The organism is Pseudomonas sp. AD21 (genome assembly GCF_002878485.1).
GTDB lineage: Bacteria > Pseudomonadota > Gammaproteobacteria > Pseudomonadales > Pseudomonadaceae > Aquipseudomonas.
Genome location: NZ_NQYG01000008.1, coordinates 65,256 through 88,911, shown reverse-complemented (window position 1 = coordinate 88,911; position 23,656 = coordinate 65,256). Strand labels below are relative to the sequence as shown.

The following is a 23,656-nucleotide window of genomic DNA, read 5'->3' as shown; positions in this document are numbered from 1 at the left end:
ATGGACCTGCACAGCTATCTGGCGCGCCGTCCGCCGGACTATCGCGACACCTCGGCCCTCGGCCACTGCCTGCGGGCGATGGTCGAGGCCGGGCTGGATCAACTGCCGTTACCCGGCAGTGGCCGCACGCTGGAGCGCTTTCAGCGCCTGGCCGAGGTCGGCGGGCACGATCTGGGTTTGTGCAAACTGTATGAAGGCCACACCGACGCGCTGGCGATCATCGAACAACTCGGCGGTTCGCCAACGCCGGGCAGCACCTGGGGCATGTGGGCTGCCGAACCGCCACAGGCGCGGGTGCAAATAACGCCGGCCGGGCACATGGTCCGCCTCGACGGGCGCAAGGCCTGGTGCTCCGGGGCGGCGGTGCTCAGCCATGCGCTGCTCACCGCGTGGGACGCCGATGAGCGCCAGCAACTGGTTGCAGTAGCGCTCGATCAACCGGGCGTGAGCATTACCAATGAGGGTTGGCAAGCGGTCGGCATGGGCGCCACCGGCAGCGTCGAGGTGCTGTTCGACGGCGCCGAAGCGCAGGCCATCGGTAACCCCGGCGATTACCTGCAACGCCCCGGTTTCTGGCAAGGCGGGATCGGCATCGCCGCGTGCTGGTACGGCGCGACACAGCAGATTGCCGAGACCCTGCGCCAACACTGCGCACATCGCCAGGAGCCGCATGCCCTGGCCCATCTCGGCGCGGTCGATGCGGCGCTGTACGCGGCGGCCAGCGTGCTGCGCTTCAGTGCGCTGCACATCGACGCGCACCCCGAGACCCATGCTGAATTGCTGGCCCGGCGTGCTCGCGCCGTGGTCGAACAAACCGCCGAGCAAGTACTGCGCGAAGTCGGGCGAGCGCTCGGTGCCGGGCCGTTTTGCAAGGATCGGCACTTCGCGCGGTTGAGCGCTGATCTTCCGGTATTCCTGCGCCAGAGCCACGCCGAGCGCGACCTGGCTGCCCTCGGCCAACAGATTGCCGAACACCCCGAGGAGGCCTGGACACTATGAACGCCGCCAGCAAACCCAACCCGATCATCGGCCAGGGCACCTCCCTGTACCAATGGCAACATTCCCGGCAACTGGCTGCGCTGGACAGCATCGATGTCCAAAGCCTGGTGCCGCCCGGTGCCCGCGCCGTGATCGTCGCCCCGCACCCGGACGATGAAGTACTCGGTTGTGGCGGCCTGCTGCAGTTGCTCGCGGCAGCCGGTCGCCCTCTGGAATTGATCTCGGTCACCGATGGCAGCGCCAGTCACCCCGGCTCCGAGCGCTGGCCAGTGGAGCGTCTGAGCGTGGTTCGCCCACAGGAGTCAGCCGAAGCCCTGCGCCGTCTCGGCGTGCCGCTGCACCGGATGAAATGGTTGCGCGCAGGCTTCACCGACACCCAGGTCGCCGCTCAGGAACAAACCCTCGTCGAGTTCATCGAACGCCATTTACAGCCCGGTGACGTGGTGTTCAGCACCTGGTGCGAAGACGGCCATTGCGATCACGAGGCCGTCGGCCGCGCCAGCATCGAAGCCGCACGGCGGGTCGGTGCCAGCTGTCACGAATTGCCGGTGTGGACCTGGCACTGGGCCGATCCCGAAGACGCCACGGTGCCGTGGTATCGGGCGCGCAAGATCCTGTTGTCCGCCGAGCAGGTCGCGCGCAAACGCCACGCAGTGCACGCGTTCGCCAGTCAACTGGAAGGCGACCCAGATGCCGGACTGCCACCGGTGCTCGCGCCCTACGTGCTGGATCGTCTGCTGCAACCTTTTGAAGTGGTGTTTCTATGAGCGTCGATGATCGCTACTTCGAAGGCCTGTTCAGCGCCAACGACGACCCCTGGGCCTTTCGCGAGCGCTGGTACGAACAGCGCAAACGCGCCATCACCCTCGCCGCCCTGCCCCGCGCGCATTATCGGGCAATCTTCGAACCCGGTTGCGCCAACGGCGAACTCAGCGCCGAACTCGCCGGGCGTTGCGACCGTCTGTTGTGCTGCGACACTGCCAGCGCGGCGGTGAATCTGGCGCGGACCCGACTGAGTCTTTTTGACCACGCCCAAGTGCGCCAAAGTCGCTTGCCCGGCGACTGGCCGGAGGAAAAATTCGACCTGATTGTATTTAGCGAAATCGGCTACTACCTCGACGCCCAGGATCTGACAGACGTGATCCGGCGCATCAGTGAATCGCTGACCGCCGACGGTCAATTGCTGGCCTGCCACTGGCGCCCGCCGATCGAAGGCTGCCCGCTCAATGCGCGTCAGGTCCACGACCTGATCCACGCGCAACTGCCCCTGCCGCGTGTGGCGCTGCATCAGGAAGCGGATTTCATTCTTGAAGTCTGGAGCCGCGAACCGCGCTCGGTGGCAACGCTGGAGGGCCTGCGATGATCGGTATTGTGATTCCTGCGCACAACGAGGAAGACCTGCTTGGGCAATGCCTCACCGCTGCGCTGCGCGCCAGCAAACACGGGCTATTGGCCGGCGAACCAGTGGAAGTGCTGGTGGTGCTCGACAGCTGCACCGATCGCTCGGCGCAGATCGTCAGCAACTATCCGGTGCAGAGCCTGCACATCGACGCACGCAACGTCGGGCAGGCCCGGGCCGCCGGCGCGCAAGTCCTGCTGGAGCGCGGTGCGCGCTGGATATCCTGTTCCGACGCCGACAGCCGGGTGGCCGATGACTGGCTGGTGGCGCAGCTTGGGCTTGGCGCCGACGCGGTATGCGGCACCGTGACTGTCGAGCATTGGGATCAGACCTTCGATGCAGCCGCACAGATCCGCTATCACCGCCACTATCAGGCTCGCGACGGGCATCGGCACATCCACGGCGCCAACCTCGGGGTCAGTGCCGACGCCTATCGCTGGGCCGGCGGCTTCCCGCCGCTGGCCTGCGACGAGGATGTGCACCTGGTACGACAACTGGAACTGTCCGGCGCCGACATCGCCTGGAGCCATCGCCCACAAGTGCACACCAGCGCCCGCCTGAACAGCCGCGCACGGGGTGGATTCGGTGATTATCTTCGACATCTGGCACAGTTGGAGCAAAAAAAAGCGGATCAGATTGATCTGTGACGCGACGAATCGGCAGTCTTGAGCAATACTCTGCTGCGCGGCAATCCAGGGTTCGGAGCGTCGCACGGCAATCCATCCGCCTTCACGGGTCGCGCACGCCTGTTTTTCCACGGCGTCTGTACGACTGAGGGCCAGACACGACAAGGACGTAGCACCCATGAAACCGTTATCCCTCAGCGACAATCCGCTGCCGGCGCAGATATGGAACGGCGCCCCGCAACTGGACAACATTCCCGTCATCAATACCCACAGTCTGGTACCCCCCGGTGCCCGAGCGGTGGTGGTCGCCCCGCACCCAGGCGATGAAGTGGTGACCTGCGGCGGCCTCCTGCAACTGCTTTCCAGCCTCGGCCACCCCCTGCAATTACTCTCGATCACCGATGGCAGCGCCAGCCACCCCGGCTCGCGGCAATGGTCGGAAAAACGCCTGAGCGTATTTCGCCCGCAGGAAAGCGTCGAGGCCCTGCGCCGCCTCGGACTGCCGATGCACAGCCTGAAATGGGTACGCGGCGGGTTCACCGACAACGCGCTGCTTGAGCGCGAGGCAGACCTCACCCACTTCATTGCCCGCTACCTGCGCCCTGGTGACGTGGTCTTCAGCACCTGGAACAACGATGGCAGTGACGACCACGAAGCGGTGGGAAATGCCAGTGCCAAAGCAGCGGCACAAGTCGGGGCAACCTTCCATGACGTGCCGGTCTGGGCCTGGCACTGGCCGGAACGCGATCAGCACCTGATCCCTTGGGAACGTGCGCGTAAATTGAGGCTCGATACCTGGACCGTGGCGCGCAAAAGCCACGCCACCCATGCCTACGCCAGCCAGCTCAAGGGCGAACCGGCCATCGGCATTGCGCCCCTGCTGCCGCGGGTGATCCTGGAGCGGATGCGCTTGCCCTACGAAATCGTCTTCATCTGAGATACCCATCCCCTGTGGGAGCGGGCTTGCTCGCGAAGAGGCAGTGTCAGGCACTTAAAGTGCTGACTGACACAGCGCATTCGCGAGCAAGCTCGCTCCCACAAGGGATTTTTGTCAGGGCACATTACCTGTGACCAACGCAGATTCACTGTAGGAGTGAGCCTGCTCGCGATGAGGCCATTACTGCCGGCGCCTATTCCTTTGGCACAACGTTATCCAGCGCCTGATTCACCGCCAACTCCCCCAGCATCACCGCTTGCGCAATGCCCAGCGCCGTATTGCGACTCGGCCCTTCTGCTGACTGACACAGCGCATTCGCGAGCAAGCTCGCTCCCACAGGTTTCCCGGCGGCTCTGGTGATTTGTATTCCGGCCTGAGGCATCTGGAAGGAACTGCCCGCGCACAGACCAGTCGCATGAGAAGGAAGCCGTTTTTCAGAGGAGTGAACGTGTCCAGCGATCCCAAGCGTCACGCCGTCGACGCCCCCGCCATCCAGCGTCTGCGTGTGCTGACGGTCAATACCCACAAGGGCTTTACCGCCCTCAATCGGCGCTTCATCCTGCCGGAGTTGCGCGAAGCGGTGCGCAGCACCTCGGCCGATCTGGTGTTTCTGCAGGAAGTGGTGGGCGAACACGAGCGACATTCCAATCGCTACAACGAATGGCCGCAAACCTCGCAGTACGAATTTCTCGCCGACAGCATGTGGAGCGACTTTGCCTACGGGCGCAATGCGGTCTATCCCGATGGCCACCACGGCAATGCTCTGCTGTCGAAGTACCCGATCCGCGAATACCGCAACCTCGACGTGTCGATCACCGGGCCCGAGCGTCGGGGGTTATTGCACTGTGTGCTGGACGTGCCGGGGCACGCCGAGGTGCACGCGATCTGCGTGCACTTGAGTCTGCTGGAAAGCCACCGCCAATTGCAGTTGCAACTGCTCTGCCAATTGCTCGAATCGCTGCCCGACGGCGCACCGGTGATCATTGCCGGTGACTTCAACGACTGGCAATTGCAGGGCAACCTGCCCCTCGCCCGCCGCGAAGACTTGCACGAAGCCTTCGAGCGCCACCACGGTCGTCCGGCCAAGACCTATCCGGCACGTTTCCCGTTGCTGCGCCTGGACCGTGTCTACCTGCGCAACGCCAGCAGCCACGACCCGCAAATCCTTGGCAACAAACCCTGGACGCACCTGTCGGACCACTTGCCGCTGGCGGTTGAAGTGCATCTGTAAGCGCAGTTCTGACATGACCGTTGGTCAGTCATGTTTGCTCGGCGGGCAAAACCTTCTACACTTAAAGCAGCTCAAAGATCAGCGTATTCAATTCGTTAGAGCATGGATCTCACGTATTGCCTCAGTTACATCGGGAGGCAGGTCCAAGGCTCGCTCAAGGATGATTTCCCCGAATCTGGCCGTAGGGAATCGCCATGAAGCATTACACCAGACACCTGCGGGCGCTGCCGCAGGCTTTGCTGCTGCCTGCCTCGCTCCTGTTGCTCAACACCCCCCCCGCCTCTGCCGCCTGTTCACTGGTAGCGGGCCCCGGCAACGATGCCTCACCTGTGACAGCGGCACCAGCGGTTCGCTGACAGATCTTGCGGGCAACAACAGCCTGACCTTCCCCACCAATAGCACTGGCCAGATCAATGGCAGCGTAACCTTCGGCGCCGGCGCCGACCGGGTGAACATGCAATCTGGCGTGATTACCGGCGCGGTCAGCCAGGGCGCCGGCGTCGACGACTTCGTCATGAGCGCCGGTTCCATCGGCTCGCTGGCACAGGGCGACGGCCGCGATACCTTCCTGATGACCGGTGGCACCATCGTCGGTGCTTTCGAGGACGGCGACGTTGCGCGCATGACCGGCGGCACCATCGGCCGCGTCGACATGAAACTCGACAACAACATCTTCGATCTGTCCGGCGGGCAGATCCTCGGCAATCTGGTGACCGGCTTCGGCACCGACACCATTACCGTTTCCGGCGGGCGCATCGGCGGCAACATCAGCGTCAGTGGTGGCAACGACAGCATCACCGTGAGCGGCGGTGAAATTGTCGGTGAGATCCGCGCCAGCGTCGGTAACGACACCTTGCTGTGGGACGGCGGAGGGATCATCCGTTCAGCAATCCTGATGGGCGACGGCAACGACAGCGCGACACTGCGCAATCTGGATGACAGCCTTCTCGCCCTGACACCGAGCGTGGATGGCGGCACCGGCAACGATGTGCTGACTTTCGACAACGCTCGCACCGCGTTGCCCGGGCGCTTCAGCAATTGGGAGACGGTGAACCTGAACAACGCCTCGCAACTGGATCTGGGCTCCGGCACCTTGCTGCTCGGCGATGCCACCAGCGGCACTGGCGTGTTGAATGTGGATGCCGGCAGCAGCGTGTTCTCCACTCAAGGCGCCGTATCACCTGCCGTCGCCGGACAAGCGGTGACGCTCAACAACGCCGGGGTCATCGACCTGACGCGCAACAACAGCCGCACCGATGACACGCTGACGGTAAACGGCAACTACGTCGGCAACGGCGGGCAATTGTTGCTGCAAAGCGAGCTAGGCGCCGATGGCGCGCCAAGCGACAAACTGGTGGTCAACAATGGCAACCTGAGCGGTGCCACTGTCATCTCCGTCACCAACCTCGGCGGGATCGGTGGGCTGACCCAGGAAAACGGCATTCAAGTGGTGCAGGCCCAAGGTTCCACGGTCAGCACCAACAACGCCTTCAGCTTCAGCGGTCCGGTGTCTGTCGGCGCTTACGATTACTACCTGTTCAAGGGCGGCGTCACCGCCGGGACCGAAAACAGCTGGTACCTGCGCTCCGCCGTCGTCGCACCGCAAGTGGTCAGCGTGCCCAACCCGGATCCGACGCTGCCGCCGACTCTGGTGCCGGTAGTCGCGCCGCCAGTTGTCGCGCAGATTACTCCAGTGGCTCTCGCGCCAGGCGCACCGGCACCGCCCATCGCCAGCCCTGATTTGCCGGTACTGCCGGTGTTGCCTGCCGCCGTGGCAGGCGCCGCGCCGATCCCGATCTATCGTCCTGAGGTGCCGAACTGGTCGGTGCTGCCACCCGCCGCCGCCCAACTGGCCCTCAGCGCGCTCGGCACGTTTCATGATCGTCAGGGCGATCAACGCCTGCTCAGCGAAACAGGTGCCTTCGGTGCCGGTTGGGGCCGGGTCTACGGCAAGAACCTCGACCAGACCTGGGCCGGCACCGTCACGCCGCACTTGAACGGTTCACTCAATGGTTTTCAAGTCGGCAACGATTTGTACAGCTGGCAAACCTCCGGCGGTCAGACCCAACGCATCGGCCTGTTGGTCGGCCACAGCCGGATTCAGGGTGATGTCGATGGCTTTAACGAAGGTTTTGAACACAACAGTGCGGGCAAGATCAAGCTCGAGGGCGACAGCTATGGCCTGTACTGGACGCTGACCGATCCCTACGGCTGGTACATCGATACCGTGGCGATGGGCACGCGTTTCGACGGCGACAACCGCTCCGACCGCGGGCTGAAACTGGACAATCGCGGCCATGCCCTGACGCTCTCCGCCGAGGCCGGCTACCCGTTCGCCCTCAACGAGACCTGGGTGATCGAGCCGCAAGTGCAAGTGATCCACCAGACACTCTCCCTCGACAGCCAGGATGATGGCATCTCCCGGGTGTCGTTCGACTCCGACGGCGCCTGGACCGGTCGCCTCGGTGCACGACTCATGGGCCGTTATCAGGTCAACGGACTGCCGTTGGAGCCTTATCTGCGGGCCAACCTGTGGCACACCTTTTCCGGTACCGACTCAGTGACGTTCGACGACACCGATACCATCGACAGCGAACAGAAGTCCTCGACTGCAGATGTCGGTCTCGGCGTCGTGCTGTCCCTCGACCGCGCCGTGAGCGTCTACGCCAGCACCGACTACAGTAGCAATATTGACAGCAATGACCTGCGTGGCCTGGCCGCAAATCTCGGTGTTCGCATCAGTTGGTAGACCAATAGCCGGGCGCGCTTTTCGCGCTGTATGCGATCACTGAGGATAGCGCGCCCGCTGTAAGTACAAAGCGGTAAGGGCCGGGGCCTGCGGTGTCATGACCAACGCCTTCGCGAGCAGGCTCGCTCCCACAGGTCTTGCATCGTACTTGTGGGAGCGGGCTTGCTCGCGAAAGGATCGACGTGGTGCCGGATCAGCCCTCAGGCTTGAGAATCAACACCGCCAACGGCGGCAGATTCAACTCCAGCGACAGCGACTGCCCATGGCTCGCCACCTCGTCGGTGAACGCGCCACCGCCATTGCCATAATTGGACCCGGCATAGGTGTCGGCATCACTGTTGAGCAGCTCGGTCCAGCGCCCGGCGAACGGCACGCCAACACGGTAGGACTGACGTGGCACAGGGGTGAAGTTGGCCACCACCAGCACCGGTTTGCCGTCCTTGCTCCAGCGCAGCCATGCATACACGCTGTTGATCGCATCATCGCCGATCAGCCACTGGAATCCCTGCGGCGCGTCGTCCTGATCGTGCAGCGCCGGTTCGTCGCGGTACAGGCGATTGAGGTCGCCGACCAGTTTCTGCACGCCTTTGTGCTCGGAATACTGCAGCAGATACCAGTCGAGTTGCTGATCGTGATTCCACTCGCGCCACTGGCCGAACTCGCAACCCATGAACAACAGCTTCTTGCCCGGGTGGGTCCACATGAAGCTCAGGTAGGCGCGCAGGTTGGCGAACTTCTGCCAGCGATCGCCGGGCATTTTGTCGATCAGCGAGTGCTTGCCGTGCACCACTTCGTCGTGGGAAATCGGCAGGATGAAGCGCTCGGACCAGGCGTAGACCAGACCAAAGCTCAGCTCGTTGTGATGATGCGCGCGGTACACCGGGTCCTGCTGGATGTAGTGCAGCGAGTCGTGCATCCAGCCCATGTTCCATTTGTAGGCAAAACCGAGGCCGCCCTGCTGGGTGCTCTGGCTGACGCCCGGCCATGCGGTGGACTCTTCGGCAATCACCAGCGCGCCCGGCGCTTCCAGTTCGACCACGTCATTCAAGTGCCGGAGGAAATCGATGGCTTCCAGATTTTCCCGGCCGCCGTGGCGGTTCGGCACCCATTCGCCGGCCTTGCGCGAATAATCGCGATAAAGCATCGAGGCCACCGCGTCGACCCGCAGGCCATCGACGTGAAAATGCTTCAACCAGTGCAGCGCCGACGCCAGCATGTAGCCGTGCACTTCGGTGCGCCCGAGGTTGTAGATCAGCGTGTCCCAGTCCTGATGGAAACCTTCCAGCGGGTTGCCGTATTCGTACAGCGCCGTGCCGTCGAACTGCGCCAGGCCATGGGTATCGGTGGGGAAATGCGCCGGCACCCAGTCGAGAATCACGCCGATACCGGCCTGGTGACAGGCGTTGACGAATTCGCCGAACTGCTCCGGCGTGCCGTAACGCGCACTCGGGGCGAATTGCGAGAGCAACTGATAACCCCACGAACCACCGAACGGGTGTTCCATGATCGGCATCAGTTCGATGTGGGTGAAGCCCAGTTCCTTGACGTAAGGAATCAGCCGCTCGGCCAGCTCCGGCCAGGTGTACTGGCGGGCTACTTCGCCCAGATCGTCCAGTTCGCACTGCCACGATCCGGCATGCAATTCGTAGATCGACAGCGGCTGCGAATGCTGTTGCCGCTCGCGACGGCCGCTCATCCAGTCCTGATCCTGCCAGTTGATCTGCAGCGGCGCGGCGACTTTCGAGGCGGTGTCCGGTGGCAGGCTGGTGGCCAGGGCCATCGGGTCGGCCTTGAGCGGCAGAATGCCGTGGGCACCGAGAATTTCGTACTTGTACAACTCCCCCGCCTGCAGGCGCGGAATGAACAACTCCCAGACCCCGGACGGATGCCGCAAACGCATCGGATGGCGGCGCCCGTCCCACACGTTGAAGTCACCGACCACCGACACCCGGCGGGCATTCGGCGCCCATACGGCAAAGCGCACGCCCTCCACGCCATCAACGCTTGTCAGTTGTGCGCCGAGGCAACCGCTCAGGTCGCGGTGGTTGCCTTCGGCGAACAGATACAAATCCATTTCCCCGAGCAACTGGCCGAAGCTGTAGGGATCTTCCGCCACCTGCTCGCCACCGGACCAGCGGGTGCGCAACAGATACGGCCGCGCCTGGGCAAAGTGCCCGACAAACAGCCCCGGGGTTTCGGTGGCGGTCAGTTCGCCGCGCTCTTCACCGCTGTCCTTGTCCAGCACTTCAACTTTCAACGCGCCGGGCAGATAAGCCCGGATGAATTGCCCGCCGGCACCATCGCCGTGCGGACCGAGAATGGAAAACGGGTCGTGGTGTTCGGCGCGCACCAAGGCATCGATGTCCTGCGCCAACGGCAACAATGCCTCTTTGGCGTGACCCTGTTCCTTGTTCGAGAAACTCATGACTACTCTCCACCAAGATCGGAAAAGGGTTTAAGCCCCGTCAATAACCCATACAAACCGTGCAACGGCACGGGCAGCCACGTGGGGCGATTTTCGGCTTCATAGGCCACTTCATAGGCCGCCTTCTCCAGGCCGAACAGCGCAAGCGCAGCGTCGGCACCCGCAGGATCCTGCCAGGCATGATCAAGACTAGCTGCCGCGCGGCGATATGCCTGCACAAATGCCTCTCGGGCCTCACGCAAATAGCGCTCGGCCACCCGATGCCGCGCTGCTTTGGACTCAGGACTGTGATCGACGTTGTGCACGTTGATGGTCATCGCTGCGGCGTAATCGAAGGAGCGCAGCACCCCGCTGACGTCCTTGTACGGGCTGTGTTTGCCACGACGCTCGTGCAGCGGCCGTGCCGGCTCACCCTCGAAATCGATCAGGTAGGCATCGCCCTTGATCACCAGCACCTGGCCCAGATGCAGATCGCCGTGGACGCGAATACGCAACCCGCCGACCGTTTGTTTCGCCAATTCCTGCACGTGACCGAGGATGATCTTTTTGTTGTCGAGCAGCCGCGTCACCCGTTTTTGATCCGCCGCACCCAAATGCCCCTGATGCTGTTTGAGCAACTTCAACGCATGCTCGACCTGCGCCGCAACGTCCTTGCCAGTGGCCAAGGCGTCCTTGCCACTGGTGCTTTGCGGGGCGAAATCCGGGTTGTCGCTCGGCGCCGCCAGCACCTGGTGCATCTCGCCCAGACGCTGGCCGAGCATGCCGGCAAAATCCTTGAGTTCACCGAGGGCGTTGTAATGCTGCTCCTGCTCGGACATGGCGTCAGCCAGTTCATCTCGCAACGCCCGTTCGAGGTTGTTCTGCGTCCATTCCCAGGCGTCGCCCTGATTGCTCAGATAACCCTGGGCGATCATCAGCAGATTGTCTTCGCCCTTGGCGTCGCGGCGAATCACCGAGCCAAGCAGCGGAGAGATATTGGCAAATCCGGCCTCGGTCAGGTAAGCGCTCATCTCCAGTTCCGGGTGTACGCCAGAAGCGACTTTACGTATCAGCTTCAGCACCAGGCTGTTGCCGATCACCACCGAACTGTTCGATTGCTCGGCGGACAGATAACGCACTTCCGACTCGGCGCCGAGGCCGAGTTTTTCCAGCTGCGCAGTCGGTGCGAAACGAATCTCGCCCTCTTCGCAATTCAGCACCGTGTTGTTCTGCATGCCTTGCAGCACCGCGCGAATGAACGCTTCGAGGCTGAACGCATCGGTGATCAGCCCGACCTGACGCCCACGCCGTACCCGGGACAATGCCAGTTGCTGCGGCAGTGCGGGGCCAACCTGATCTTCCGCGATGAAACCGAACGGCAGTTGATAGCGGCTGGTCTGTCCGGCGCTGGTGACTTCGATTTCGCTGAGCAGCACTGGATGCTGCGCATCGCCGAAGCGCACGCCGTAAGCCAGATGCGCCCGCTCGATGGCCGCGTCCTTGCCGGCGAACCAGCGGCGGTTCTGCAGCCAGCTCGGCAGAATGCCCTGCTCCAGGGTGTTGCGGGTCGGCGCTTCGAGCAGTTCTTCCATGCGTTTTTTCAGCACCAGCGTGGTGAAGTCCGGCAGGCTCTGCGCCGGTTCCACGTGCCAGCTCGGCATCTGGTTTTCCGCTGCCAGGGCGAACCAGTAGAAACCGTAGGGCGCCAAGGTCAGGAGGAAATTCAACTGGCCGATCGGCGGGAACGCATTACCCCCGAGCATCTCCACCGGAACCATGCCGACGTACGCCGACAGATCGAGTTCCGCCGCCTGCGCGCTGCGCGATACGTTGGCCACGCAGAGGATGATTTCGTGCTTGCCGTCGGCGTCGGTGAATTCCCGGGTGTAAGCCAGAATCCGCCGGTTGCTCGGCGAGAGCATTTTCAGCGTACCGCGCCCGAAGGCCTTGGACTGCTTGCGCACGGCGAGCATGCGTCGCGTCCAGTTGAGCAGCGAATGCGGGTCGCCAGCCTGGGTTTCGACGTTCACCGACAGGTAGCCGTATTGCGGGTCCATGATCGGCGGCAACACCAGGCTTGCCGGGTCGGCGCGGGAGAAACCACCGTTGCGGTCGATCGACCATTGCATCGGGGTCCGCACGCCGTCGCGGTCGCCAAGATAGATGTTGTCGCCCATGCCGATTTCATCGCCGTAATACAAGGTCGGCGTGCCCGGCATCGACAACAGCAGGCTGTTGAGCAGTTCGACGCGGCGGCGATCACGCTCCATCAACGGCGCCAGACGCCGGCGAATGCCGAGGTTGATCCGCGCGCGACGGTCAGCGGCGTAGTAATTCCACAGGTAATCGCGCTCCTTGTCGGTGACCATCTCCAGCGTCAACTCATCGTGGTTGCGCAGGAAGATTGCCCACTGGCAGTTGGCAGGAGTCTCGGGGGTTTGACGCAGAATATCGGTGATCGGGAAGCGATCTTCCTGGGCCAGCGCCATGTACATGCGCGGCATCAGCGGGAAGTGAAACGCCATGTGGCATTCGTCACCATTGACACCCGCCGCATCGGTGTCGCCGAAGTACAACTGGGTGTCTTCCGGCCATTGGTTGGCCTCGGCCAGTAGCATACGGTCGGGGTAATTGGCGTCGATCTCGGCACGGATCTGCTTGAGGACGTCGTGGGTCTCCGGCAGGTTTTCATTGTTGGTGCCGTCGCGTTCGATCAGGTATGGAATGGCGTCGAGACGCAGGCCGTCAATGCCCATGTCCAGCCAGTAGCGCATCACCGACAGCACCGCTTTCATCACCTGCGGGTTGTCGAAATTCAGGTCGGGCTGGTGCGAATAGAAACGGTGCCAGAAGTACTGGCCGGCGACCGGATCCCAGGTCCAGTTGGACTTTTCGGTGTCGAGGAAGATGATCCGCGTGCCGTCGTATTTTTGATCGTCATCCGACCACACATAAAAGTCCCGCGCCGCCGAGCCTGGTTTGGCCTTGCGCGCGCGTTGGAACCACGGGTGCTGGTCGGAGGTGTGGTTGATGACCAGCTCGGTGATCACCCGCAAGCCGCGCTTGTGCGCCTCGGCGATAAAGCGCTTGGCGTCGGCCATGGTCCCGTAGTCGCTGTGCACGCCACGGTATTCGGCGATGTCGTAACCGTCGTCGCGACGTGGCGAGGGGTAGAACGGCAGCAGCCAGATGGTGTTGACGCCGAGTTCGGCGATGTAGTCGAGTTTGGCGATCAGGCCGGGAAAGTCGCCGATCCCGTCGTTGTTGGAGTCGAAAAAGGATTTGACGTGTACTTGATAGATCACCGCGTCCTTGTACCAGAGCGGGTCTTTGATGAAGGTGGCTGCTTTGGGTTTCTTCGCCATGTGAAACTCCTGCTGAATGCTTTAAAAGCGCCCCACGATGATCGTTCCCACGCAGAGCGTGGGAACGATCATTACGTAGCGGTGATTCGCCAGATCCCGAACGGCTGATACGCCGGGTCAATGCGCATGAACTGGTACTTGCCATGCCAGTCCCAACGATGCCCATTCATCAAATCCTCACCGTGGGTCGTCGCGTCGTCCGGCAAGCCCATCTCCCATAGCGGCAGCTCGAAATTCGCCTCCTGCACGTGGTGCGGGTCGAGGCTCACCGCCACCAGGATGAAGTTGCTGCCGTCGAAGCTGCGCTTGCCGAAATACAGAATGTTGTCGTTCCAGGCGTTGTAGACCTTCAGGCCCAGATGCGTGTGCAGCGCCGGGTTCTGTCGGCGGATGCGGTTGAGCTGGGCGATTTCGGCAATGATGTTGCCCGGCGCATTGAAGTCGCGGACACGGATTTCGTATTTCTCCGAATCAAGGTATTCCTCCTTGCCCGGCACGGGGGCCGCTTCGCACAGTTCGTACCCCGAATACATTCCCCAGAGGCCCGACCCCATGGTCGCCAGCGCCGCGCGGATCAGAAAACCCGGACGCCCCGACTCATGCAGGAACGCCGGGTTGATGTCCGGCGTGTTGACGAAGAAGTTCGGCCGGTAGCACTCGCGCCACGGCGACTCATTGAGTTCGGTGAAATAGGTCGCCAGCTCCGACTTGGTGTTACGCCAGGTGAAATAGGTGTAGCTCTGGGTGTAACCGACCTTGCCCAGGCGCGCCATCATCGCCGGGGTGGTGAAGGCTTCCGCGAGGAAGATCACCTCCGGGTGCAGTGCGCGCACATCGGCGATCAACCATTGCCAGAACGGCAGCGGTTTGGTGTGCGGATTGTCGACACGGAAGATCTTCACGCCTTCGGCAACCCAGCCAACCACGATGTCGCGCAGCTCGACCCACAGACTGGGGATCGCCTCCGGCGCATAAAAGTCGACGTTGACGATGTCCTGATATTTCTTCGGCGGGTTCTCCGCGTATTTGATCGTGCCGTCCGGGCGCCAGTTGAACCAGCCCGGGTGCTGTTTGAGCCACGGGTGATCCTGGGAGCACTGGATGGCGAAATCGAGGGCGATTTCCAGGCCATGCTCGGCGGCAGCGGCCACCAGCCGGCGGAAGTCTTCGCGGGTCCCTAGTTGCGAGTGAATCGCCTCGTGGCCGCCCTCCTCGCTGCCGATGGCGTAGGGGCTGCCCGGATCATCCGGCCCGGCGGTCAGGGAATTGTTGCGACCCTTGCGGTGGGCGCGGCCGATCGGGTGGATCGGGGTGAAATACAGCACGTCGAAGCCCATGTCCTGAATCATCGGCAAACGCGCGTGTACGTCGTTGAAGGTGCCGTGACGGTTGTGATCGTCTGTGATCGAGCGCGGAAACAGCTCGTACCAACTGGCGAATTCAGCCAGTTCACGTTCGACGTCCATCGGAAACTCGGCGCTCAGGCTCAGGTAGGCGCGGTGATCGGCCTGCGCCATCAATTGCGCACTGCGCGGGTGCAGAAACAGCGCCACCTGCTCGGTTTCGAGCAGGCCGGACAGGTCATGGTGCAGCGCCGCAAGTTGTTCGCTGAGCTGGCCTTCGCTACGTTCGGCGGCCAGTTGCACCATGCTCCGGCCTTCCTGCAGCTCCAGTGAGACCGGGACCGCAGCGTGGTGTTTTTTCTCCAGTTCGTACTGGAAACTGGCGAAGTGATCGATCCACGCTTCGACGCAATACACAAAGCGCCCCTGATGCTCAGGACGAAAGCGCCCTTCCCAGCTGTTGTTGCCCAGATCGTTCATGACCTCGCTCTGCCAGGTTTCAGTGCCTTCCTCGTGCCAGCGGATGCGCACCGCGAGCTTGTCGTGCCCGTCGGCAAACACTTTGCTGGTGACGACCACGTCACGCCCGGCAATCGACTTGGCGGCGAACTGCCCGCCGTCGAGGGTCGGCATGGTGCTTTCGATCACGATGCGCGGCAGCAGCAACGCCTGCGACAGCGGCATGTGCGGGTTGTAGCTCTGCTCTGAAGGTTTTTCAGCAGTCATCGAGCATCTCTCCTTAACGCCCCAAGGACGCTCTTGTGCCGGATCGGTGTTCACAAAGAGGCACCGGCCCCGACATGAACTCACTTAGGTTCCGAGCGACCCGCGCGGGGAAAAGTTCACAGGGATTTGCCTGGATAAATAAGCGGATCGAATTCGCCACGAGGTGGTCAATCCACTTAAGCACGTCTCACGCCATGTGCCACACGGAGGTCTACAGATGAACATCCCGATCCCGGCGCAAACGCCTGATCCGAACATCGACAAACCCACCCTGCCCGAGACCGAACCACAACCGATTCCCGAGCAGGAGCCGCCTGGCACCACGCCGCCGGCGAAGGAAGAACCGCCGACCACGATGCCGCCGGTGATCGTCTGACTCCACCGCCTGAGCGACGCTCAGTCAGAGGTGATCATTGTGCTGCTGGTCTTTTTCAAAGAGCTTCACGATGTGCGGCATCACGCTGAAGATCGCCAGTGCCAGAAAGGTGCTGAGCAGCGCAGTCGCCTCTTTACCCAACCCGGCCGCCACGCCAATGGCGGCCGTCATCCACAGCCCCGCTGCCGTGGTCAGGCCTTTGACATGGCCTTCATCACCTTGCTGATTCTTCAGGATCGTCCCGGCGCCGAGAAAACCGATCCCGGCAATCACCCCCTGCAACACCCTGCTCATCGCATCGGATTCGGCCCCCGAGGTCTGCGGCACCAGCACAAACAGCGCCGCACCGAGCGCCACCAGCATGTGCGTGCGTACCCCGGCAGCCTTGCCCTTGTGCTCGCGCTCGACCCCCAATATTCCGCCCAGCACCGCCGCCATCAGCAGGCGCACGGTGATGCGCGTCAGTTGCGAGGCGTCGCCGACGTCGGCGAACTCCGCTTGCAGCGTTGCCCACACTTCATGCCACCAGGCGTCCATCGTTCCCTCCTTCTTATACGTGGTTAGTCGATGGACAGCGCCGACCATTAATCGGTTGCGTCGAACGATCCCCCCGCGCAGCGCCCTAACCTTTTAGATACCCCTGAAAAAGGACTGCCTCATGCCCCTTCGAGTCGATGAATCCAATCCCGAATCAAAAGTGTGTTTTTTCACCGTCGAAAATGGCGAGGAAATTCGCATTTGCGACACCCTGGAAGTCAGGACCGATAGCGAAAAAGCCATGTCGTTCGTGGAAATAGAAGGCCGGCGCGTTTACGTCACCGAAGTGGAGGCCGATGCATTGACTGTCGCGGGCGCCAAGGACGGCCGTAAACACCTGAAGGCCGACGAGAGTGATTCGGTGATTTGACTGACCCTGATCAACACCCGGCGCAAACGTCTGCGATAGGCCTTTGCGCCTTTATCGGCGGGCTGCTTCAAGTTGTCGCAGGGACGCTGCAAAAGCACATCTGATCCGCTTTTTATTCAAATACCTGAGTCTGTTATGCAAACAGATCGGCGCTCATAGTTCATTCGCCTGATGGAGGCTGATGAGCGAATGACCATGAGCGAACAAATTCCCGTCCGAACCGTAGAAGCAACGCCAACCATAAAAAGTGTGCCTGGTCGCCCAATGAAGGCGAAGGCCGGCTCCACCGACAATCACATCCACACGCGCAGTTTCACCGGCCTGTTCCGCACCCTGCGGATGAGCGGCGCGGGGTTTCTGTTTTTGCTGTTTTTCGGCACCGTGTGGCTGAACTGGGGCGGCCGTCAGGCGGTGTTGTGGGACCTTGCCGAAAGCAAATTCCACATCTTCGGCGCGACCTTCTGGCCACAGGATTTCATCCTGCTCTCGGCGCTGCTGATCATTGCCGCGTTCGGGCTCTTCGCCATCACCGTGTTCGCCGGCCGGGTCTGGTGCGGCTACACCTGCCCGCAGAGTTCGTGGACGTGGATCTTCATGTGGTGCGAGAAAATCACTGAAGGCGAGCGCAACCAGCGGATCAAGCTGCAAGCGGCGCCCTGGGGCCTGAACAAACTGGCCCGGCGTGCGGCCAAGCACACCTTGTGGCTGACGATCAGCGTGATGACCGGGCTGACCTTCGTCGGCTACTTCACCCCGATCCGGCCGCTGGCTGAAGAGCTGTTCACCCTGCAGATCGGCGGGGTCAGCCTGTTCTGGGTGCTGTTCTTCACCGCTGCCACCTACATCAACGCCGGTTGGCTGCGCGAGGCGGTGTGCATGCACATGTGCCCGTATGCGCGGTTTCAGAGCGTGATGTTCGACAAGGACACTCTGGCGATTTCCTACGACGTGGCCCGTGGCGAAAACCGTGGCCCGCGCAAACGTGAGGTGAAACCTGCCGAAGCGGGACTGGGCGATTGCATCGACTGCCAGTTGTGCGTGCAGGTCTGCCCGACCGGCATCGACATCCGTGACGGCCTGCAGATGGAATGCATTGGCTGCGCCGCGTGCATCGACGCCTGTGACTCGATCATGGACAAAATGAACTACCCGCGCGGCCTGATCCGCTACAGTTCCGAGCGCGAATTGCAGGGCGGCAAGACCCATCTGCTGCGGCCACGGCTGATCGGTTACGTTGCGGTGCTACTGGTGATGATCGGCGCTCTGGCGCTGGCACTGGTCGAACGGCCGATGGTCTCGCTGGACGTGACCAAGGACCGTGGACTGTTCCGCGAGAACGGTCAGGGCCAGATCGAGAACATCTACACCCTCAAGGTCATCAACAAGACCCAACAGCGGCAGGACTACAACCTGAGCCTGGTGGATGGCGACGGCTTCCAGTTGCAGGGCAAGACCGAACTGAGCCTCGCCCCGGGTGAAATTGTCGATGTGCCGGTGTCGGTGGCGATGACCACGGAACGCCCGAGCAGCAGTTCGCAGACCTTGAGCTTCAAGATCGCCGACAGCGATGAGCCTGAGGTTTATAGCGTGGCGAAGAGCAGGTTTGTTGCGCCGATGAATCGTTGATCCCTTAGAATCGTCCCCCCTCACCCCAGCCCTCTCCCAGGGGTAGAGGGGGCCGACCGAGGTGTCTATCGCTATACATCGACCTGACAGACCGAGTCGATTATGGATTCGGCGAAGCACTTTCCGACCGAGTCGATTATGGATTCAGCAAACCAATTTCAGGTCGGTGTATGCCGCAAGCATCCCCCAATCAGTCCCCTCTCCCTCTGGGAGAGGGCTAGGGTGAGGGCTTCCTCCCTGACACACCTCAATAACACCAGCACCAAGGTACTCGATGAAACGCTACGAAAAATTCGCCGACGACATCGCTGAACTGATCCGCTCCGGCGTCCTCGGCCCCGGGCAGCGGGTGCCGTCGGTGCGCTACGCCAGCCAGACTTACGGGGTCAGCCCTTCCACGGTGTTCCAGGCCTATTACCTGCTGGAACGTCGTGGCCTGATCCGCGCCCGGCCGCGCTCCGGCTACTTCGTCAACACCCACGCGCCGAGTCCGTTTTCGGAGCCGGTGATCAGCAGCCACGTCAGCGATTCCACCGAAGTCGACGTCAGCGAACTGGTGTTCTCGGTCCTCGAATCGATCAAGGACCCGAGCACCGTACCCTTCGGCTCGGCGTTCCCCAGCCCGACCCTGTTCCCGCTGCAGCGCCTGTCGCGCTCACTGGCCAGTGCGGCGCGCGAGATGGACCCGCGCATGGTGGTCACCGACATGTCACCGGGCAACCCGCAACTGCGCCGGCAAATCGCCCTGCGCTACATGGTCGGCGGGCTGATGCTGCCGATGGAAGAACTGCTGATCACCAACGGTGCCCTCGAAGCGCTGAACCTGTGCCTGCAAGCAGTGACCGAACCGGGTGATCTGGTGGCCATCGAAGCCCCGGCGTTCTACGCCAGCCTGCAAGTGCTGGAGCGCTTGAAACTCAAAGCCGTGGAAATCCCCGTGCACCCGCGAGATGGCATCGACCTCGGCGTCCTCGCGCAGACCCTGGAACGCCATCCGATCAAGGCCTGCTGGTGCATGACCAGTTTCCAGAACCCGATGGGCGCAACCATGCCCGAGGCGAAGAAACAGGAACTGGTCGAACTGCTGCGTCGGCATCAGGTGCCGCTGATCGAGGACGACGTCTACGCCGAGCTGTATTACGGCCAGCAGGCGCCGAAACCGGCCAAGGCTTTCGACACCGAAGGGCTGGTGATGCACTGCGGCTCGTTCGCCAAGAGCCTGGCCCCCGGCTACCGCATCGGCTGGGTCGCCGCCGGGCGCTACGCGCAGAAAATCGAACGACTGAAACTGATGACCTCGCTGTGCGCCTCGATGCCGGCACAAGCAGCCATCGCCGACTACCTGCAACACGGCGGCTACGATCGCCACCTGCGCAAACTGCGCTACGCCCTGGAAGAACAGCAGAGCGCGATGCTCGCAGCGATCGCCCGCTACTTCCCGGCGCAAACCCGGGTCAGCCAGCCGGCGGGCGGCTACTTTCTGTGGCTGGAACTGCCACCGCAGATGGACTCATTGAAGTTGTTTCAGATGGCATTGGCGCAGGGGATCAGCATTGCGCCGGGGCCGATCTTCTCGCCGACCCAACGCTTTCGGAACTGCATTCGCTTGAATTACGGCAGCCCGTGGACCGAGGACTCGGAAAAGGCGATGGAGACGTTGGGGCGGATTGTGCGGTCGTTCTGACAGCTCTGTGTTGTGCGGACTATAGCTATCGCGAGCAGGCTCACTCCTACATTTGAAATGCGTTCACCCTGTAGGAGTGAGCCTGCTCGCGATGAGGCCTTACCAGACGCCGTTGAATTAACGACCACCACCCAGATCGACAAACGTCCCCGTCGCATACGAAGCCTTGTCCGACAGCAACCAGACAATCGCCTCCGCCACCTCGTCCGGCCGTCCGCCCCGGGCCATCGGGATCGCCGACTCCAGCTTGCTGACCCGATCCGGATCGCCGCTCAATGCATGGAAATCGGTGTAGATGTAGCCCGGACGCACCGCGTTGACGCGAATCCCCTCGCCCGCCACTTCCTTGGACAGACCGATGGTGAAGGTGTCGAGCGCACCTTTGGACGCCGCGTAATCGACGTACTCATTCGGTGAGCCCAGGCGTGACGCCACCGACGACACGTTGACGATACTGCCGCCCTGCCCGCCGTGCTTGGGCGACATGCGCAGGATCGCATGCTTGGCACAGAGGATCGGCGCCAATACGTTGGTTTTCATGATTTTGAGGATGCGAAATTCGGACATTTCATCGACACGCGACTTGTGCCCTACGGTGCCGGCGTTGTTCACCAGTGCAGTGACCCGCCCCAATTCGGTGTCGACCCGCTGAAACAGCGCGATCACTTCGTCTTCGATGCTGACATCGGCGCGCACGGCAATGGCTTGCGCGCCCAGCGCCCGTACTTGCTCCAGCACACTTTGCGCGGCCTGTTCATCCGACTGATAGTTGATGCAGATCCGATAGCCCTGCTCGGCAGCCAACAACGCCGTAGCGGCGCCGATTCCGCGCCCGCCACCGGTGATCACAATGACTTTATCCATGCTGGCCCTTCCCCCAAATGCACACGTAACAGTCGGGTGGAAGAATAACCGCCATTGGCCGGTTTTGCATGGAGTCTGATCATTGCCCTGTGGCGAGGGGATTTATCCCCGATCGGCTGCGCAGCAGTCGCCAATTCGGTGGATCAGGAGTATCAGATAAGCAGGATCCCGGGGCCGCTTCGCAGCCCATCGGGGATAAATCCCCTCGCCACATCGATTTCAGACCGCTGTCTTCTGCGCACTCACGATGTTCTGCATGAACCGGTCCGCCGGCATCGGGTGCCCCAGCAAATAGCCCTGCAACGAATCGCACCCCAACTTCGTGAGGAAATCCTGCTGCACACCGGTCTCCACGCCCTCGGCGACTATTCGCAAACCCAGCGCCTGGCCCAGCGCCACGATGGCCGAGACGATGGCCGCATCATCACTGTCATGCTCGAGATCGCGGACAAAACCACGATCGATCTTCAGCTCGTTGGCCGGCAAGCGCTTGAGGTACATCAGGCTTGAATAGCCGGTGCCGAAGTCGTCGATCGACAGATCCACGCCCATATCCGACAACTCCTGCAGCACGGTCATGCTTGCATCGGCGTCGCTCATGGCGGTGGTTTCGGTGATTTCCAGGGTCAGGCTGTTGGCTGGCAGATGGTGCGTCGCCAGCGCCTTCGCCACGCTGCGCACCAGCCCGGTGTGGCAGAACTGCAACGCCGAGAGGTTCACCGCGATACGCCAGTCGGTGTAGCCGAGCACGTACCATTCGCGCATCTGCCGGCAGGCCTCATTCAGTACCCAGTCGCCGATGGCGATGATCAGGCCGGTCTTTTCCGCCAGATCGATGAACTTGTCCGGCAGCAACATGCCTTGGGTCGGATGTTGCCAGCGCAGCAGCGCTTCGGCGCCAACCGGCCGACCATTGGCGGCATCGAACTTGGGTTGGTAATGCAGGCTGAACTGATTGTGCTCCAGCGCCGCGCGCAGATCCTGCAACAGTTGCAGTTGCTTGCGGGCGTTGCTGTTCATCGAGGCGTCGAAGAAGCTGTAGCCGTTTTTACCGCCATTCTTGGCGTGGTACATCGCCGCGTCAGCGTTCATCAGCAGTTCCTGAGCACTCTGACCATTGCCCGGGTACAGAGCGATGCCGACGCTGGCCGAAATATGCAAGTCATGTTCAGCCACCCGGAACGACTGGCCGATCAGACCGACCTGGCGCGCCGCCAGGCTCAGGGCATCGTTGGGCTCGGTCAGGCGCACCAGCAGCACAAACTCATCGCCGCCGATCCGCGCCAGGGTGTCCTGACTGCGCAAGTCCTCGCGCAGGCGGCCCCCGACTTCACGCAGCAACTGGTCACCCATGTGGTGACCGAAGGCATCGTTGACCGGTTTGAAACCGTCCAGATCGATGAACATCAGCGCGAAACAACCGCCCTGCTCCTCGACCTTCTTCATGGCCTGATTGATCCGGTCGTCCAGCAGCATGCGGTTCGGCAAGCCGGTCAGGGTGTCGTGCAGCGCCAGTTGCGTCAGTTCACGGTTGGCCAGGGTCAGCGAGTTCGCCAGATCGGCGGTGCGCGCTTCGAGGCGGGCATCGAGAATCGAGGTCAGCAAAGCAATCGACAGCACCGCCAGCGTAGTGATCAGCACCAGACTGTCGACGCCGTTGCCCTTCAGCCCATTGAGCGTCGCGCCACAGAAACTGCCATCGGGAAACTGCGCGGCAGCCATGCCGGTGTAGTGCATGCCGACAATCGCAATGCCCATGATCACCGCCGCGCCGCCACGGATCAGGCGCACATAGGGCGAGTGCTGGCGCAGGCGGAAGGCGATCCACAATGCCGCCGCCGACGCACCGACCGCGATCAGCAATGACGCGCCGAACAGCGTCGGGTCGTAATCGATCCCCGGGGTCATGCGCAGCGCCGCCATGCCGGTGTAATGCATGGCGCTGATCCCGCCGCCCATGATCAAGGCACCAAAAGCCAATTGCAAAACAGGTAGTTTCGGCTGGCTGACCAGCCACAAGGCAAACCCGCAGGACAGGACCGCAATCAGCAGCGACAGCGCAGTAATCGTGATGTCGTAGCCCAGCTCGATCGGCAGCTTGAACGCGAGCATGCCGATGAAGTGCATCGACCACACGCCGACCCCCATCGCCAGTGCGCCGCCCGCCGTCCAGAAATGCACTGCACGCCCACGGGCGGTGGCAATGCGCCCGGTCAGATCGAGCGCCGTATACGACGCCAGAATCGCCACGCACAGCGAAATCAAAACCAGAGTGAAGGAATAATTACCGATGAGCATGTGGATTCTCGCGACCAGTCGTGCCGTACTGCAGCCGTTCTCGGCCGGGCAAATGCGGCGATTGTACTGATTGCGCAGAAGAACGCACTGACAAAGTAATCATTTTGCCATCAACCCGATGA

The 23,656-nt window shown here is 62.1% G+C and carries 16 protein-coding genes and 2 pseudogenes; 11 read left to right on the top strand and 7 right to left on the bottom strand.

Features of this window, described 5'->3' with window-relative positions; genetic code table 11:
• The 5 genes from PseAD21_RS07350 to PseAD21_RS07330 all read left to right on the top strand — a co-directional run bounded on the left by PseAD21_RS07350 (position 1) and on the right by PseAD21_RS07330 (position 3,961).
• Positions 1 to 999, top strand: coding sequence for an acyl-CoA dehydrogenase family protein (locus tag PseAD21_RS07350; RefSeq protein ID WP_102355115.1), 999 nt, complete (start codon positions 1 to 3; stop codon positions 997 to 999).
• Positions 996 to 1,766, top strand: coding sequence for a PIG-L deacetylase family protein (locus PseAD21_RS07345; protein WP_102355114.1), 771 nt, complete (start codon positions 996 to 998; stop codon positions 1,764 to 1,766). The genes PseAD21_RS07350 and PseAD21_RS07345 overlap by 4 nt, the downstream gene beginning before the upstream one ends.
• Positions 1,763 to 2,362 carry an SAM-dependent methyltransferase gene (locus tag PseAD21_RS07340; RefSeq protein WP_102355113.1) on the top strand — a complete coding sequence of 200 codons (600 nt, stop codon included), beginning with the start codon at positions 1,763 to 1,765 and terminating at the stop codon, positions 2,360 to 2,362. The genes PseAD21_RS07345 and PseAD21_RS07340 overlap by 4 nt, the downstream gene beginning before the upstream one ends.
• Positions 2,359 to 3,045 carry a glycosyltransferase family 2 protein gene (locus tag PseAD21_RS07335; protein ID WP_102355112.1) on the top strand — a complete coding sequence of 229 codons (687 nt, stop codon included), beginning with the start codon at positions 2,359 to 2,361 and terminating at the stop codon, positions 3,043 to 3,045. Before PseAD21_RS07340 ends, PseAD21_RS07335 begins: the two co-directional genes overlap by 4 nt.
• 157 nt (positions 3,046 to 3,202) lie before the next feature.
• Positions 3,203 to 3,961 (top strand): PIG-L deacetylase family protein, encoded by a 759-nt coding sequence (locus PseAD21_RS07330; protein WP_102355111.1) that lies wholly within the window; start codon positions 3,203 to 3,205, stop codon positions 3,959 to 3,961.
• A 193-nt stretch (positions 3,962 to 4,154) separates the two neighbouring features.
• On the opposite strand, the pseudogene PseAD21_RS29965 reads toward PseAD21_RS07330, so the two are convergent.
• Positions 4,155 to 4,289, bottom strand: a pseudogene (locus PseAD21_RS29965) (DUF6124 family protein); the annotation flags it as partial.
• A 120-nt stretch (positions 4,290 to 4,409) separates the two neighbouring features.
• Between PseAD21_RS29965 and PseAD21_RS07320 the strand changes: the two are divergent.
• On the top strand, positions 4,410 to 5,192 hold the full coding sequence (locus PseAD21_RS07320) for an endonuclease/exonuclease/phosphatase family protein (RefSeq protein WP_102355187.1): 783 nt from the start codon (positions 4,410 to 4,412) through the stop codon (positions 5,190 to 5,192).
• 194 nt (positions 5,193 to 5,386) lie between these two features.
• Positions 5,387 to 7,941, top strand: a pseudogene (locus PseAD21_RS07315) (autotransporter outer membrane beta-barrel domain-containing protein).
• Positions 7,942 to 8,134: 193 nt separating this feature from the next.
• Here PseAD21_RS07315 and glgB read toward each other — a convergent pair.
• The 3 genes from glgB to PseAD21_RS07300 form a co-directional block, all read right to left on the bottom strand.
• Positions 8,135 to 10,366: a 1,4-alpha-glucan branching protein GlgB gene (gene glgB, locus PseAD21_RS07310; protein WP_102355109.1), complete on the bottom strand. Its 2,232-nt coding sequence runs from the start codon at positions 10,364 to 10,366 to the stop codon at positions 8,135 to 8,137.
• Between the two features lie 2 nt (positions 10,367 to 10,368).
• Positions 10,369 to 13,710: a maltose alpha-D-glucosyltransferase gene (gene treS / locus PseAD21_RS07305; RefSeq protein ID WP_102355108.1), complete on the bottom strand. Its 3,342-nt coding sequence runs from the start codon at positions 13,708 to 13,710 to the stop codon at positions 10,369 to 10,371.
• A 71-nt stretch (positions 13,711 to 13,781) separates the two neighbouring features.
• Complete coding sequence (locus PseAD21_RS07300; protein ID WP_102355107.1) at positions 13,782 to 15,779, bottom strand: alpha-1,4-glucan--maltose-1-phosphate maltosyltransferase; 1,998 nt, start codon at positions 15,777 to 15,779, stop codon at positions 13,782 to 13,784.
• 217 nt (positions 15,780 to 15,996) lie between these two features.
• On the opposite strand from PseAD21_RS07300, the gene PseAD21_RS29735 reads away from it, so the two are divergent.
• Positions 15,997 to 16,155, top strand: coding sequence for a hypothetical protein (locus PseAD21_RS29735; protein ID WP_178082101.1), 159 nt, complete (start codon positions 15,997 to 15,999; stop codon positions 16,153 to 16,155).
• A gap of 24 nt (positions 16,156 to 16,179) precedes the next feature.
• Here PseAD21_RS29735 and PseAD21_RS07295 read toward each other — a convergent pair whose 3' ends face one another.
• On the bottom strand, positions 16,180 to 16,692 hold the full coding sequence (locus PseAD21_RS07295) for an MgtC/SapB family protein (RefSeq protein ID WP_102355106.1): 513 nt from the start codon (positions 16,690 to 16,692) through the stop codon (positions 16,180 to 16,182).
• A 121-nt stretch (positions 16,693 to 16,813) separates the two neighbouring features.
• On the opposite strand from PseAD21_RS07295, the gene PseAD21_RS07290 reads away from it, so the two are divergent.
• From PseAD21_RS07290 to mapR, 3 genes are all read left to right on the top strand, one after another.
• On the top strand, positions 16,814 to 17,062 hold the full coding sequence (locus PseAD21_RS07290; RefSeq protein ID WP_102355105.1) for a DUF3203 family protein: 249 nt from the start codon (positions 16,814 to 16,816) through the stop codon (positions 17,060 to 17,062).
• 195 nt (positions 17,063 to 17,257) lie between these two features.
• Positions 17,258 to 18,688 carry a cytochrome c oxidase accessory protein CcoG gene (gene ccoG, locus PseAD21_RS07285; protein ID WP_102355186.1) on the top strand — a complete coding sequence of 477 codons (1,431 nt, stop codon included), beginning with the start codon at positions 17,258 to 17,260 and terminating at the stop codon, positions 18,686 to 18,688.
• Between the two features lie 274 nt (positions 18,689 to 18,962).
• On the top strand, positions 18,963 to 20,372 hold the full coding sequence (mapR, locus tag PseAD21_RS07280) for a GntR family transcriptional regulator MpaR (RefSeq protein WP_102355104.1): 1,410 nt from the start codon (positions 18,963 to 18,965) through the stop codon (positions 20,370 to 20,372).
• Positions 20,373 to 20,489: 117 nt separating this feature from the next.
• Here mapR and PseAD21_RS07275 read toward each other — a convergent pair whose 3' ends face one another.
• A complete protein-coding gene (locus tag PseAD21_RS07275) occupies positions 20,490 to 21,236 on the bottom strand; it encodes an SDR family oxidoreductase (RefSeq protein ID WP_102355103.1) in 747 nt (248 codons plus the stop codon).
• Positions 21,237 to 21,455: 219 nt separating this feature from the next.
• Positions 21,456 to 23,534, bottom strand: a complete 2,079-nt coding sequence (locus tag PseAD21_RS07270; RefSeq protein WP_102355102.1) for a bifunctional diguanylate cyclase/phosphodiesterase — start codon at positions 23,532 to 23,534, stop codon at positions 21,456 to 21,458.
• Between the last annotated feature and the right edge of the window lie 122 nt (positions 23,535 to 23,656).